This is a genomic window from Janthinobacterium sp. 17J80-10, assembly GCF_004114795.1.
GTDB lineage: Bacteria > Pseudomonadota > Gammaproteobacteria > Burkholderiales > Burkholderiaceae_D > Paucimonas.
Genome location: NZ_CP035311.1, coordinates 3,062,861 through 3,075,500, shown reverse-complemented (window position 1 = coordinate 3,075,500; position 12,640 = coordinate 3,062,861). Strand labels below are relative to the sequence as shown.

Here is a 12,640-nt window from a genome sequence, read left to right as displayed (position 1 = left end):
GCCGCATTGTCTGCTTTATATTGGCAATAGGAGACATACATTATTTATATAACATGGTGTCGGCGTGCCAATGCATACTTGATCAGGTCAACTTGGCGGGATCGTTTGCGGCAAGGCGCTTGACCAGCAACTGGTCGATGCGATAGTGGTCCACGTCCAGGACCTCGAACTTGATGCCCTCGTATTCTACGCTGTCGGTACGCTTGGGGACTTTGCGCAGCATATACATCATGAAGCCGGCCGCGGTCTGGTAGTTTTCTTCCTCGGGCAAGGTTTCAAGGCCAATGGTGCGTTTCATGTCGCCCACGGGCGTGCTGCCGTCGATCAGCCATGAGCCATCCTCGCGCTGCAGGATCTGCTTGTCCTCGTCCAGCGGGCTGCCCCAGCTGCCCATCACGGTAATCATGATGTCGCTCACGGTAATGACGCCCATGACCAGGGCGTATTCATTGATCACCACGGCAAAGCTTTCCTTGGTCGCCCGGAACTTGTCCAGCAGTTCCGACAATGTCAGCGTATCGGGAATGATCAGCACGGTGCGGATGCTCGATTCATTCAACTGGAACAGCGATTGTTTGTTCAGCAGGCGCACCAGGATATCGCGGGTATCGACATAGCCGATGACATGGTCGATGACGCCATCGCAGACCGGGAACTTGGAATAGGAATGTTGTGCGATTTTCTGGCGGATGCTGTCTTCGCTTTCATTCAGGCTGAAAAACACCACGTTGTCGCGGTTGGTCATGGTGGACGTTACCGCGCGCGACTCCAGTTCGAAGACATTTTCGATGAAGTGCTGCTCCTGCTTTTGCAGCACGCCAGCCAAGGCCCCGGCCTTGACCGCGGCGGAAATTTCATCGAACGTGATACTGTCATCCCGCGTCGTTTCCACCTTGAAGAGGCGGAACAGCAGGTTCGCCACGAGGTTCAATGCCCATGAAAACGGCTTGCAAAGGCCGATGAACCACTGGACCGGCTTGATGACTGCGACGGCAATGCGTTCCGGCGCAATCATGGCCAGGCGCTTGGGCATCAGGTCGGAAAACAGGATGAACAGGGTCGTGACGAAAATGAAGGACAGGATGAAGCCGATGTTTTCCAGGCCGGGACCGCTGTAAACCAATGAAATCCACTCGATGAAGTAGGGCCGCAAGGCGCCTTCGCCAAGGATGCCGCCGAGGATGGCGATGGCATTCAGGCCGATCTGCGAAGCGGCAAAGAAGTCCGCCGACTGCGCCTGCAGCGCCATGACTTTCAGGGCGCGCTCGTCGCCCGCCTCGGCCAGCAGCTTGAGCTTGATCTTTCGTGCGCCGGCCAGGGAAATTTCCGTCAGTGACAGAAAGCCGGCGGCCAGCACCAGAAAGACCAATAAGGCGATATGTTGAAACAGACTCAAGGGACACCTGAAGAAAATACCTGCATTGTCAAAATGTTGCTTTCATCAGTATAAGTTTCGTAACAGGCGCGTCAAGCTGTGTGCAAGCCGGCTGGGGCCAGGGATGCGGGGTGTGCCTGCACCCGGTGTTCTTCCTTCAGTCGCGCCAGCAGGGAAAACAGCATTTCAGACGCCAGGCCATGCAATACGAGGCGGTTGCCGGCCCGCAGGGTTGTCAGCGGCACCAGCGGGTGCTTGTTGTTGAGCAGGACGAGGTGTTCGGGCATGCCCAGTATCTTCGCCACATAAATGGCAATCGGCTCATCCATTTGCAGGGAATTGGTCGCGCGCCAGAAATCGCTGTCCGTCAGGAACAGGGCATACACCGGCGTGAAGAGATCGATTGCCGTTTCCAGGTCCATGAAATTCGTCCACCTGTCGGGCAGGTCTTCGAGGGCAAAGCCATCGGGCTGGATATCCTCGAAATTCGGCCGCGGAATTTTCCCGATCTCGATATTTTTGGCCCGCAGTTCCCGGTTCAGGTTGATGACGAAATTGAATAAATTGATATCGTGCTTGAGAAACAGGTGGTCCGAGAGGTCATCAATGCGCTTTGGATGCAGCGGATTCATCGGCACCGTGATGCCGGGAATATTGCGGGCAATGAAGGCCAGGTTTTGCGAGCCGATATGAAAGTGGCGCAGGATCAGCCAGTTGGCGTCCGGACGCACCCACGTTTTCAAACCCCAGACAAGAATCCGATGCAGCACCGCAGACGAGGTGAACGCCTTTGGCGCGATGACTTTCGCCAATTGCAGCAGCACGATCATCGACCGCGCCATGGGCCGCACGAGCGGCAGCAGGAACTGGCGCGGACGCGAACGCAAGTTATTGATCCAGGCCTTCTTGACGGTATCGAACACCGGCACGCTGCCATCCAGGTAAAGCGCAAGCCAGGGATCGGGGTCGCTCGGGTCATGCGCAACATCGGCAATATCGTCATGAATTTTCAAAGCACGCCTCCCATGTGCAGCAGGTACAGGCTGGCGACTTCCCTGGCCGTGCGCACGATCTCGGCGGATGTCGCCGCTGCATCCTCCGAGGAGGCCAGCGCGATATCCACCGCTGCCAGCCAGCGTTCGAGATGGTGCGGGTCGTTGTCGCCATGGTATTGCAGAAAACGGAATGCCTGTGGCGGCAAGCCGGTTTGCGCCTTGAGCATGGGCAGCAGGGCGGGAATGATGCGCTGGCCCGTGCCCTCGATGATATAGATGCCGCCCAAAAGCCCGACCGGATTCATGCGCGCAGCCGCCGCATGCATATACGCGTTCAATGCCTCGCCGCCCGGATTGCGCACCAGGGCATCGAGCGGGACGTCGCCGCCGGCCATGCGGTAATCCTCGTACAGGATCATGAAATCGTTTTTTTCGTCATTGCCGTGCTCGGTGATCAGGGCCTTGAGCAGCAGGAAAGGCGCGCCGATATTCTCGACAGCCTCGAACATCCACTTGCTGCCTTCACGTACCTGCGGAATCCAGTGTTCCATCCAGCGGCGGTAATCCGCGGCAGTGAACTGGCGTCCGACGATCTTGTGGATCAGCGGCGTGCGCCAGGCGGCGGAACGATAGTCTTGCCAGACTGCGGCCAATTCTTTCAGCGTATCGCGCATCAAGCCTTCATCCTGGTCGGCCGCCTCCACCGGCGGCGCCGGCAAATCCCGGTGATCCGTGGCGGCGGGCATTGTCTGGACGGTTGCAGGCGTCGGCGCATCGCTGGCGGAAACCGCTTCCAGCAGGGCATAGGAAACGGTAAAGCGGCCAGACTCGGGCACAAAGAACAGGATTTTTTCGCCTTTTTTCAGGCGGCCCGATGCCAGGAAGTCATCCAGCATGATGAATATCGACGCCGCGCCGGTATTGCCGCGCGTCTTGAGGTTGCTGTACCAGCGTTCCTGCGGGATCACCAGTCCCGCCTTTTCCATCAAGTCCGCGACCACACCGGAAAACTTTTCCGAGGAATAGTGGCAAAGGAAATGATCGATGTCTTCGGGCTGAAAGACACCTGCCTGCACCATCCGGGCATATTCGTGGATGCCAACATCGAACAGGTGCGGCAGCAGCCGGATATCCTGGCGTAAAAAGAAAGCGCCATCTTTTTCTGCTTCCGCAAACGACGGATAATCCAGATAGGACTTGGGCTGGTTCTTTTCAGGGTGCCCCACTTGCATGCACAGCGGGTAGTCGCCGGAAAACGATTTCAAGTGCACCCAATGCAGCTTCAGCGACAGGCCGGAAGCTGCCGGGCGTTGGGCAAGCTGGCAGGCGCCAGCGCCATCCGAGAGCATCCAGCGCAGGAAGTGGCTGTCGAAATCGGTCTGGTAATCCCGCGACGCAAAGCGCGTGCGCTTGAACAGGCGCGAGGGGAATTCGGATGCCACCACCAGGCCATGCTCATGGTCGCCGCGTTCCACCATCAATGCCGCATACTGCAATGCAGACATGCCGGAGGCGCACACGCCCTGATGGCTGCTCGTCACCATGGGCTGGGCGCCCAATTCGCCCTGCACTGCATTGGCAAACCCAGGCAATACATTGTCGCCGCCGGAGGTGCCCGTGCCCAGAAACGAGATATCCGCCAGGCTGGTGCCGGTCCTGGCCAGGCATTGCCTTGCTGCCAGCGCCGCCATCTGCGCATTGGAGTGGGTGGAGTCGCCATTCGCATCCAGGGCATAGTGGCGCGTCTGAATGCCATTTTCTTCAAGAATGCGCTTCTTCAGCCGGGTACAGCGGGCATTCATCGGGGCGATGAACTGGTCGATGGCTTCGTTATCGACCGGGCTTCCGGGCATGTATTTGCCAGTCCCGGTGATATACACCGAAGCATAAGGTTTAATCATTGTCCTGGTTCCCTGAAGAAGAAATCTACAATTGCATGAGGCTTGTGGTTCGCTGTTTTTATCGGCCTATTCTCTGGCCTGCACCACTGCAAAACTGTCCGCATTGGCAGCGAGCCATTGTCGTGCAAGCGGACTGTCTGCCTGTGCCGGATGAAAATGCTTGCCCATGTAGGCGCGCCACGGGCCGAAAGAGTGGCGCAGCACGCCGTCGCGGCCAAACAGGAAACGCGCTGCGCTAAACCAGGTCCGGCGCTGCCAGAGTGTGCCGTCACGCTTGAGGTTGTAGAGAGTCTGGTGCAGGGTATCGGTGGCGAACACCAGCGTGGCGCTGAGAAACCAGAAGGATCGCCATGCACGGCTGCCGCAAAGCGCCTGGTAAAGGTCGAATGCCACCGCCTTGTGTTCCACTTCCTCGGCACTATGCCACAACCACAGCTTTTTAAGGCGGCCGTCGCAATGTTCGAAAACATCCTGGTGCTGCAGCAGCCATTGCGCCAAGAGGGCGGTGAAATGTTCGTAGGCCGCCGTCAATGCCAGCATGTGCTTCGGCGCAAAGCCCTCCATTTTTTTCAGGCGACGCTGCGCCCGCGGGATCCATGCATTGACCAGTCCATGCTGTTCCAGCCTCGCATTGAACAAGCCATGAATGCGGCGGTGGGTCGCTTCCTGGCCAATGAATCCCGCCACCTGATCGCTGAAATGTGCCTGCTCCGCTTGTGGCAGCAGCGGCAGGGCGGCGCGCACCGAATCGATAAAGAGTTGCTCTCCAGGCGGAAAGCCCATGGACAAGGCATTGAACAGCGCAGTACGGAACGGATCGTTGCCGCACCAATGGCGTTCGATGGGCGTTTCCAGGTCAATCAGGAGGCGTCGCACCGACAACGCGGGCAACGGAATTGCAGAAGAATTGGGGCCGGGCGGCGAAGGGCGGAAAGCCATGATCGGGAGGACGCATTTTCAACTTGTGGTCATTGTTGAAATATACCCGCTGCCGCGCTGCGCCGGGGCGCAAACGTTTGCAAAATGGCAGCAATGTTGGGCACCTGCCACGACGCCAGGGCATGGCATTCTCTGTTGCAGGGTGCATGCTCCCAGTCCCAAGGCCCAAAAAAATCAAGGCGTTGTTCACGCCTTGATTTTAATCAGTATCAAAAAATCCTTGAATATCATGCACTTGGGAATGCTTGCATGAGGTTATCCACAGATTTTTCCACTGGCAACGGGGATAACTCCGAGGAAATAAAGTGCTTACCTTCTGCCGAAGATGCTTGCAAAAAATCCTCTGTGGGCTTTAGCTTCGGCTGCTTGCATCATGGGTGCCATGGCAACTGGTGCCGCAACGACAGGCTGATTGATATGTTCTGCATACCATTTTCCGAACCGCAAGTCATGTGTGAGGATATGACCAACCAGCCATTTGTTCAGAAAGCGGCGCAATTCCTGGACGCGCTCCTCGCTCCAGTCACTCCCGTCACCCAGGAATTCAGCCACACGCGACGCAAAATCTTCGTGCAAACGCATATGTTGCTCGAACGCTGGATAACCGCTTTTTTCCATCAGCGCTTGTTCATTGGAAAAATGCACCACGACATAGTCCAATAATTCTTCAACAGTCTTGTCTACCGAATCCAGGTTCAACGCTTTAATCAGCGTAAAAAGATGCTCATGCTCATCGTCTACCTGATCAATCTGGACTTTAAAACCCTGGCGCCATTCAATTACGAAGGGATGGTGCGTGCTACCTGTTTCCTGACTCATGATATTTCCTTGCCGGTTTGATGATTATGGGGATAGGGAGAGATTCAGTTACGGATATTCAACTTGCTAGAATTAATTTATTTCTTACCGACAAGTTTAAAAGCAGGAGTAGTTATTCCCGTTTGATTTGAATCAACGTCGTTATGGCAAAAAAACATTAACGAGCTTTGTTTTGCCACGAACCTGGCAAGGTGTCTTGCATTGAATTAAGCAGGAAGATGCACTAGGGCAAGGAGAATGCCGGCGAGGAAATGAAAATGGACAGGTAACTTGCAGGTAACCAGATAACAGGCGTCATACGCGCGGTGCGGGACTGTCGCGATGCATGGCATCGCGACACTGACTGCCCTTTATTGCGCAGTTGTCAGCGTGAGCCGCCGGTACCGCCCGATGTACCGCCACCTGTGCCGCCATAGCTACTCCCACTCGATGTGCCGCTGCCGGACGTGCCGCTGCGGGAGCCGCCCGCGCCGCCAGATGTGTCGGAACCGCTGGACATGCTGCTGCCACCCGATGACCCGCTTGAGCCGGATCCGCTGGTGCCACCAGGCTGATCGCTACGTTGGCAGCCGGCAAGAAGCATGGCAAGAAGCGCTGTACCAAATGCAACTTTAGAGGTGATCCTCATTGTGATTCCTTTCACGTATGGGTTATGAAACGTCATGGCTAGACTAAAGGGCAATTCACAAGTTCGGAAATGGGGGAGGATTTGTAGAAGTTCCCGGAAAAATATCTGGATCGTCTTCGCCACATCAAAAAATCAAGGAATATCCTGGTTTCTCTTGGTCTATACAACTTGCCGAGACAGCCATACAACATTCACCTATTATGGATGCATACGTAGCTGAAGCCAGAGGGATTTTGAGGAGGTTCAATGAAAAGCAAGATGGGGATCGAGCAGGACGACGAGCAATACCGCGACGTGCGCGTGGACTTTGCGCCAGCCAACGATTTTACGAAAGAGGTTTATACCGTCCGGCTATCGCTCGACAAGGAATTCGGCATGATTTCCGAGAGCGACTGGACCTATGTTACTGGCGAAGGGGCTGCAGTGACCGAGCTGGACAACGAGCCTCCGGCAGAAGTGCTCGCCGCCTATGCCGCCTTGAAGGAGCAGGCCGAAGCGCTGGTGGAACAGGAATCCTGAGGGGCGTCGCTAAATTGCCTGATCGTTCCGGGCGATCATGATCGTTACTTTACGCGTACTTGCCTCAAAGTTGCCTTGAAACAGGGTAAGTGCGCTATATTTGCGATTGTTGTCAACGTTGTCATGCCCGCCGGCGTTTTTTACGCAGGCATAACGCCTTAACTTGGAGGAGTATTGCGATGAAGAAATTTGTTCTGACTGCCCTCAGCCTCTTTTTTGCTGCAGGCATGGCTTGCGCCCAAACGCCCGCCCCGTCGTCTCCCGCAACGGCTGCAGCGGCGCCTGCGTCCAGTTGTGCCAGCAAGGCCATGGACAAGAATGGCAAGCCGCTTGCGGGTGCGGCAAAAACCTCTTTTATCAAGAAATGCGAAGGGGGCGACAAAGGTGGTGCTGCTGCCAAATGCGAAACCAAGGCCGTTGGCAAGAATGGCAAGCCATTGGCCGGGGCAGCGAAGCAGTCGTTCCTCAAAAAATGTGAAGCAGACGCGGCGAAATAATCGCTCAAGCCAGAAAAAAAACCGGCAATTGCCGGTTTTTTTTCGTCAAAATTGTAAAGCGGCTTAGGGCAGCAGCGCTCCGGTAATCCGCGTAATGCCTTCCAGGGCACCGAGCGGGATGCCGATGTCGCGTGCCATCCCCACCGCGCATTCCATCGGGTTGAGCCGTATTAGCGGACAACCGGCTGCTTCGCCGAAATACCGCACCGTCGGTATGGCGGTGCCGGCACCGATCTCGATCACCACCGGTCGTTTTGCGCGCGCGAGCCAGGTTTGCAGGCGTGCCTGCTGGCGTTCTGCATGGCGGCTATCCCAATCCCAGTCGCCGAACATCAGGATATGCGGGCGTGCCAGGCCGCCGCAGGCAGGGCAGCTTGGCAAGGTCGATAGCAGGCGGCAATTTCCGGTATCGACAACCGGTTCGAAACCCTCTGCGGGCCATGGCGGCCGGCCGCAGCCGTTCATGCACTGCAGATGATGGATGGAGCCATGACACTCGACCATGCGCTCCGCAGCGAACCCCGCTTTCTGGAACTGCCCATCAACATTACTGGTGAAAACGAAGCAGCCGTTGGGCATTTTCCGGACGAGCCGCAGCAATTGGGTAAATCCTTCATGCGGCACTGTTGCGCGATAGAGTTGCAGGCGATGTCCGTAAAAGCCCCAGGCGACTTCCGGCATCGTCAGGAAGGCGTTCGGGTTCGCGATCTCGTAAAAGCGCATGCCGAGCTTGCCGAGCGCAGGATAAGCCTGCCAGAAGCCATTGTCACCGCGGAAGTCAGGCAGGCCGGAGTCAATGCCGATTCCGGCGCCGGCAGTAACGAGCAGGCTGTCTGCGTGTGAAATCAGTTCTGCGGCTTCGCGGCAAGCATCGTCCATGGCATCGGCGTTGGTCATTTGGCCCGGTAAGCGAGGAGGCGGAGAATTGTATTTATTGATTCACGTTGGATATTGCCTGTACAGCGAGGCAAGAATGATACTGCACCAAGTTGAAGCACTGGCGATGGAAATGGCTGGCACGGCAATTGCTCATAGATGATAGACCATCTTTGCAATGCAGCGATCGTCTCCGAGAGTCTTACTTTGCCCGATACGGTTCATTCCGGTCGGGCTCTTTTTTATGCCAGGTGATTGTCGATGCGAAGGCATCCCTGCAGGATTTTATTTAACAGCAGCGACCGATTTTGCCGTTGCCGCCGCCATAACGCGCCTCCTGGCGCTCCCTGAAAAACGCTTCATAACTCATGACGGGTTGATCAGGATGCGTCGTTTCCATGTGGGTGACATAGGTGCTGTATTCCGGCATGCCGACCATGAGCCGCATCGCCTGCCCGAGATAGCGTCCTGCTTCGGCCAAGTTATCCAGCATGGCTCAAGCCTGGGGAATTGTGCCAGGCGGGAAAGACTCGGCGGGCGCCTCATCCACGCTCGGCCGATCTCTTCGTCTGGCAGACAGTATCGTGCGAATACCGAAAAACAGCACACTCACGACGACGAACATGAATAACAATGTCAGCGATGCATCGACATAATCATTGAATATGATCTGCCGCATCTGGGCGATCGATTTCGCCGGCGCCAACAGCTTTCCTTGCTCGAGGGCGGTCTCATAACGGTCGGCGTGCGCCAGGAAACCGACCTTCGGATTGGCAGAGAAGGCTTTTTGCCAGCCTGCAGTGAGCGTGCAGATCAGCAGCCAGATCGTCGGTGCGATGGTGATCCAGGCATAGCGGTCGCGCTTCATCTTGAACAGGACAGCGGTCGCGAGGATGAGTGCGATGCCCGCGAGCATCTGGTTGGAAATGCCGAACAAGGGCCACAAGGTATTGATGCCTCCCAGCGGATCTACCACGCCCTGGTACAGGAAATATCCCCATCCGGCCACGCAGATGGCGGTGGCCACAAAACTCGCCACCAGCGACTCGGTTTTTCTCATCGACGGGACGATGGTGCCGAGCAAATCCTGCAGCATGAAACGACCCGCGCGGGTACCCGCATCGACCGCCGTCAGGATAAACAGGGCTTCGAACAGGATGGCGAAGTGATACCAGAAGGCCATCATGGTTTTTCCGCCGACGACGCCCGAGAGGATTTGCGCCATGCCGACTGCGAGCGTGGGCGCGCCCCCGGCACGGGAAAGAATCGAGTGTTCGCCAACATCCCTGGCCGTCTCGGTCAGCATCTCCGGCGTCAGCTGGAAGCCCCACTCCGAGATGACCCTGGCCGCGCCCTCGACGGTGCTGCCGATGATGGCAGGCGGGCTGTTCATCGCGAAATAGATGCCCGGTTCGATGCAGGACGCCGCCACCAGCGCCATGATCGCAACAAACGATTCCATCAGCATGGCGCCATAGCCGATGAGCCGCACATGCCCCTCGTTTTCAAGCAACTTGGGGGTGGTGCCGGATGAAATCAGCGCATGGAAGCCCGAGACCGCGCCGCAGGCAATCGTGATGAACAGAAACGGAAACAGATTGCCGGACCATACCGGTCCCGTGCCATCGATGAAGCGCGTGGTCGACGGCATCTTGAGCATCGGCAGAACCACCAGGATGCCAATCGCCAGCCCGACGATGGTGCCAATCTTCAAAAAGGTGGACAGATAGTCGCGCGGTGCCAGCAGTAGCCAGATCGGCAGCACCGAGGCGATAAAGCCATAGCCGATCAGCAACCATGTCAGTTGCGTGCCGGTAAACGTAAACATCGGTCCAAAGGTGGGATGTTCCTGCACATACTGGCCGAATACGATGGCCAGCATTAACAGCACGAATCCGATCACGGATATTTCGCCGATGCGCCCGACCCGGATGAAGCGCATATACACGCCCATCAGCAAGGCAATCGGTATGGTCGCCATCACGGTAAAGGTGCCCCAGGGCGATCCCGTCAGTGCTTTCACCACGATCAGGGCCAGCACCGCCAGGATGATGACCATGATCAGGAAGGCGCCAATCAGCGTGATGACGCCGGCCACCGGGCCCAGCTCGGATTTGATCAGGTCGCCGAGCGAACGGCCATTGCGGCGCATCGAAATGAACAGCACCATCGCGTCTTGCACCGCACCGGCAAAAACCACGCCGACCAGAATCCACAGCATGCCGGGCAGATAGCCCATTTGCGCGGCCAGCACCGGTCCGACCAGCGGGCCTGCGCCGGCAATGGCCGCAAAATGATGGCCGAACAAAACATATTTATTGGTCGGGACGTAATCCAGCCCGTCATTGAACCGGTATGCCGGCGTCATGCGCTTGGGATCGAGTCCCATGACGCGCTTCGCAATGAAGAGACTGTAATAACGATACGCAATCAGATAGGTGCAGACCGCAGCGATCACGATCCAGACCGCGCTGATCGATTCACCGCGCTGCAGGGCAATCGTGCCGAACGAAAAAGCACCCACTAGGGCAAGTGCAATCCAGGCGATATGCTGTTTGAACTGGTTCATGCGCCCTCGGGAAGAGCCAGGGAAAGCGATCAACAATCATCATGAATCGTGGTGAAGCAAAATGCAGCGTGCTCTACATCTATCCCCGCAATTGAATTCACGATAGAGGAAAGGTGTCTTCGAAGTTTGATAATGATCAATGGAGCCTGAGGGATTTTGCAAACGGCCGCCCGCCTGGCAGCCGGTGGTCGGATAATGGAAGGACGGAGTCTCCATGCCTATCGAAATCGAGGCCAATCATGTTCAAGACGATTCTGGTGCCAACAGATGGATCCCCCCGGTCGGAGAAAGCTGTCAGCGCAGCGGTGAGATTCGCCAAGGAAATCAACGGCAAAATCATCGGAATTTCGATCGCCGAGCCGCACCCATCCCCGCTGCTTTCCGATAGTGAATTTTTTGGCACGACGCACGGCGTCGGTAAAAATCCGCACGATCTGGCATTGGAACATGTGCAAAAGGTCGCCGAAGCGGCTGCCGCCGAAGGTGTGCCATGTGAAACCGTTTTTGTGCACGCCTTCAAGCCTCATGAAGAAATCCTGAAGACTGCGGCAAAATACCATTGCGATCTGGTCTTCATGGCGCCGATCGGAAAATCAGGCTGGACCGGATTGTTCCTGGATAGTGAAACGCAAAAGGTGCTGACGCACGCGACCATCCCGGTTTTGGTATATCACTGACCCGGACGAGAGCCAGGTGTGCGGATGAATGATGGGGTTCAATCATTCGAATTCGCGTCATCGATGCGCTTGAGTCGCTGACCGTAAATGCCCCAGACGCAATCAACGCCATCGACTGCGCCGCAGAGCGCCCAGCCGGTTCCGATCTTCCTGGCGACCACCGGGCTGCCGATTTCAGCTGCCAGCTTCTGCGCCCATTGCGTTGCTGAACCTTGCCCCTTGAAGAGTTCGTTGCCTTCGAAGATGACCGTCGCATCAAAAACCGGAGTGGCGAAAAGTGTCGTCATTAGAATGTTCCTTTAAGTTGGCTTGAAAGTTTTAGGTTCGCGCTCGGCGCGCACTCCCTACCAATCAAGGGAGAGCAATTGCTGCGCCATCGGCAGCAGGCACAGCGATGGAATGTCATCGCGAGTCGCCCAGGTATAGCCATCCATCTCCGGCGTCGGCGCACCTGTCTCGCGATGGGAAAAATGACTGGTACAGACGAGGGCGCCAAGGCAGTTCAGGTTTGCCGGCGCACGCACTTTATATAGATGCAGTCTTTTGTGCTTTTGATAGGCGAAACCGCCGACTTCTTCAAATGCGGAATGGGCAAAGTCGAGGCCGGTTTCTTCCATTAACTCCCGCTTTGCCGCTTCCAGCGTGGACTCGCCGGATTCTCGCATTCCTTTGGGAATGTCCCAGTGACGGGTGCCGGTGACGTGGCAGACCAGGAGTTGTCCGCGCTGATTGACAATAAGGGTGCCACAGGAAGTGGGCATTTCAATAGGTACTGTGGCATGAGCTAATGCTGTCATGCAATCTCCTTAAAGGGGGAGGGGAAACGGGGCGTGGTATTGTTTTGC

The 12,640-nt window shown here is 56.5% G+C and carries 14 protein-coding genes; 3 read left to right on the top strand and 11 right to left on the bottom strand.

The features are described from left to right. Positions 1-82: 82 nt before the first annotated feature. The 6 genes from EKL02_RS13815 to EKL02_RS18685 all read right to left on the bottom strand — a co-directional run bounded on the left by EKL02_RS13815 (position 83) and on the right by EKL02_RS18685 (position 6,528). Positions 83-1,396, bottom strand: coding sequence for a hemolysin family protein (locus EKL02_RS13815; RefSeq protein WP_128902585.1), 1,314 nt, complete (start codon positions 1,394-1,396; stop codon positions 83-85). Between the two features lie 71 nt (positions 1,397-1,467). Next, the gene (locus EKL02_RS13810) at positions 1,468-2,388 is read right to left on the bottom strand and encodes a hypothetical protein (protein ID WP_128902584.1); all 921 of its coding nucleotides are present in this window, start codon (positions 2,386-2,388) and stop codon (positions 1,468-1,470) included. Further along, a complete protein-coding gene (locus EKL02_RS13805) occupies positions 2,385-4,271 on the bottom strand; it encodes a 3-oxoacyl-[acyl-carrier-protein] synthase III C-terminal domain-containing protein (RefSeq protein ID WP_128902583.1) in 1,887 nt (628 codons plus the stop codon). Before EKL02_RS13805 ends, EKL02_RS13810 begins: the two co-directional genes overlap by 4 nt. 66 nt (positions 4,272-4,337) lie before the next feature. Beyond that, a complete protein-coding gene (locus EKL02_RS13800; RefSeq protein ID WP_128903511.1) occupies positions 4,338-5,162 on the bottom strand; it encodes a metal-dependent hydrolase in 825 nt (274 codons plus the stop codon). A gap of 357 nt (positions 5,163-5,519) precedes the next feature. Beyond that, positions 5,520-6,029 carry a bacteriohemerythrin gene (locus EKL02_RS13795; RefSeq protein WP_128902582.1) on the bottom strand — a complete coding sequence of 170 codons (510 nt, stop codon included), beginning with the start codon at positions 6,027-6,029 and terminating at the stop codon, positions 5,520-5,522. 364 nt (positions 6,030-6,393) lie between these two features. Beyond that, positions 6,394-6,528, bottom strand: a complete 135-nt coding sequence (locus EKL02_RS18685; protein ID WP_277750568.1) for a hypothetical protein — start codon at positions 6,526-6,528, stop codon at positions 6,394-6,396. Between the two features lie 375 nt (positions 6,529-6,903). Between EKL02_RS18685 and EKL02_RS13790 the strand changes: the two genes are divergently transcribed. Together EKL02_RS13790 and EKL02_RS13785 are read left to right on the top strand one after the other, a co-directional pair. Further along, positions 6,904-7,176, top strand: coding sequence for a hypothetical protein (locus tag EKL02_RS13790; RefSeq protein ID WP_128902581.1), 273 nt, complete (start codon positions 6,904-6,906; stop codon positions 7,174-7,176). A 308-nt stretch (positions 7,177-7,484) separates the two neighbouring features. Then, entirely contained in the window at positions 7,485-7,673 is a 189-nt protein-coding gene (locus EKL02_RS13785) for a hypothetical protein (protein WP_347232086.1), read from the top strand. A gap of 63 nt (positions 7,674-7,736) precedes the next feature. Here EKL02_RS13785 and EKL02_RS13780 read toward each other — a convergent pair whose 3' ends face one another. From EKL02_RS13780 to EKL02_RS13770, 3 genes are all read right to left on the bottom strand, one after another. After that, positions 7,737-8,570, bottom strand: coding sequence for a Sir2 family NAD-dependent protein deacetylase (locus EKL02_RS13780; RefSeq protein ID WP_206732399.1), 834 nt, complete (start codon positions 8,568-8,570; stop codon positions 7,737-7,739). A gap of 268 nt (positions 8,571-8,838) precedes the next feature. Next, positions 8,839-9,042, bottom strand: coding sequence for a YbdD/YjiX family protein (locus EKL02_RS13775; RefSeq protein ID WP_128902579.1), 204 nt, complete (start codon positions 9,040-9,042; stop codon positions 8,839-8,841). Positions 9,043-9,045: 3 nt separating this feature from the next. After that, on the bottom strand, positions 9,046-11,118 hold the full coding sequence (locus EKL02_RS13770; protein ID WP_128902578.1) for a carbon starvation CstA family protein: 2,073 nt from the start codon (positions 11,116-11,118) through the stop codon (positions 9,046-9,048). A 239-nt stretch (positions 11,119-11,357) separates the two neighbouring features. Between EKL02_RS13770 and EKL02_RS13765 the strand changes: the two genes are divergently transcribed. Further along, the gene (locus EKL02_RS13765; RefSeq protein WP_128902577.1) at positions 11,358-11,795 is read left to right on the top strand and encodes a universal stress protein; all 438 of its coding nucleotides are present in this window, start codon (positions 11,358-11,360) and stop codon (positions 11,793-11,795) included. Positions 11,796-11,833: 38 nt separating this feature from the next. Here the strand turns inward: EKL02_RS13765 and EKL02_RS13760 are convergent, their stop codons facing one another. After that, complete coding sequence (locus tag EKL02_RS13760) at positions 11,834-12,082, bottom strand: hypothetical protein (protein ID WP_128902576.1); 249 nt, start codon at positions 12,080-12,082, stop codon at positions 11,834-11,836. 57 nt (positions 12,083-12,139) lie between these two features. Continuing rightward, positions 12,140-12,592 carry an NUDIX hydrolase gene (locus EKL02_RS13755; RefSeq protein ID WP_128902575.1) on the bottom strand — a complete coding sequence of 151 codons (453 nt, stop codon included), beginning with the start codon at positions 12,590-12,592 and terminating at the stop codon, positions 12,140-12,142. Positions 12,593-12,640: the final 48 nt, after the last annotated feature.

Excerpts from the sequence above, each read along its gene's own strand:
- EKL02_RS13805 (WP_128902583.1), bottom strand. The coding sequence starts at position 4,271 with ATGATTAAACCTTATGCTTCGGTGTATATCACCGGGACTGGCAAATAC.
- EKL02_RS13795 (WP_128902582.1), bottom strand. The coding sequence starts at position 6,029 with ATGAGTCAGGAAACAGGTAGCACGCACCATCCCTTCGTAATTGAATGG.
- EKL02_RS18685 (WP_277750568.1), bottom strand. The coding sequence starts at position 6,528 with ATGTCCAGCGGTTCCGACACATCTGGCGGCGCGGGCGGCTCCCGCAGC.
- EKL02_RS13790 (WP_128902581.1), top strand. The coding sequence starts at position 6,904 with ATGAAAAGCAAGATGGGGATCGAGCAGGACGACGAGCAATACCGCGAC.
- EKL02_RS13785 (WP_347232086.1), top strand. The coding sequence starts at position 7,485 with ATGGACAAGAATGGCAAGCCGCTTGCGGGTGCGGCAAAAACCTCTTTT.
- EKL02_RS13780 (WP_206732399.1), bottom strand. The coding sequence starts at position 8,570 with ATGACCAACGCCGATGCCATGGACGATGCTTGCCGCGAAGCCGCAGAA.
- EKL02_RS13775 (WP_128902579.1), bottom strand. The coding sequence starts at position 9,042 with ATGCTGGATAACTTGGCCGAAGCAGGACGCTATCTCGGGCAGGCGATG.
- EKL02_RS13770 (WP_128902578.1), bottom strand. The coding sequence starts at position 11,118 with ATGAACCAGTTCAAACAGCATATCGCCTGGATTGCACTTGCCCTAGTG.
- EKL02_RS13765 (WP_128902577.1), top strand. The coding sequence starts at position 11,358 with ATGTTCAAGACGATTCTGGTGCCAACAGATGGATCCCCCCGGTCGGAG.
- EKL02_RS13760 (WP_128902576.1), bottom strand. The coding sequence starts at position 12,082 with ATGACGACACTTTTCGCCACTCCGGTTTTTGATGCGACGGTCATCTTC.
- EKL02_RS13755 (WP_128902575.1), bottom strand. The coding sequence starts at position 12,592 with ATGACAGCATTAGCTCATGCCACAGTACCTATTGAAATGCCCACTTCC.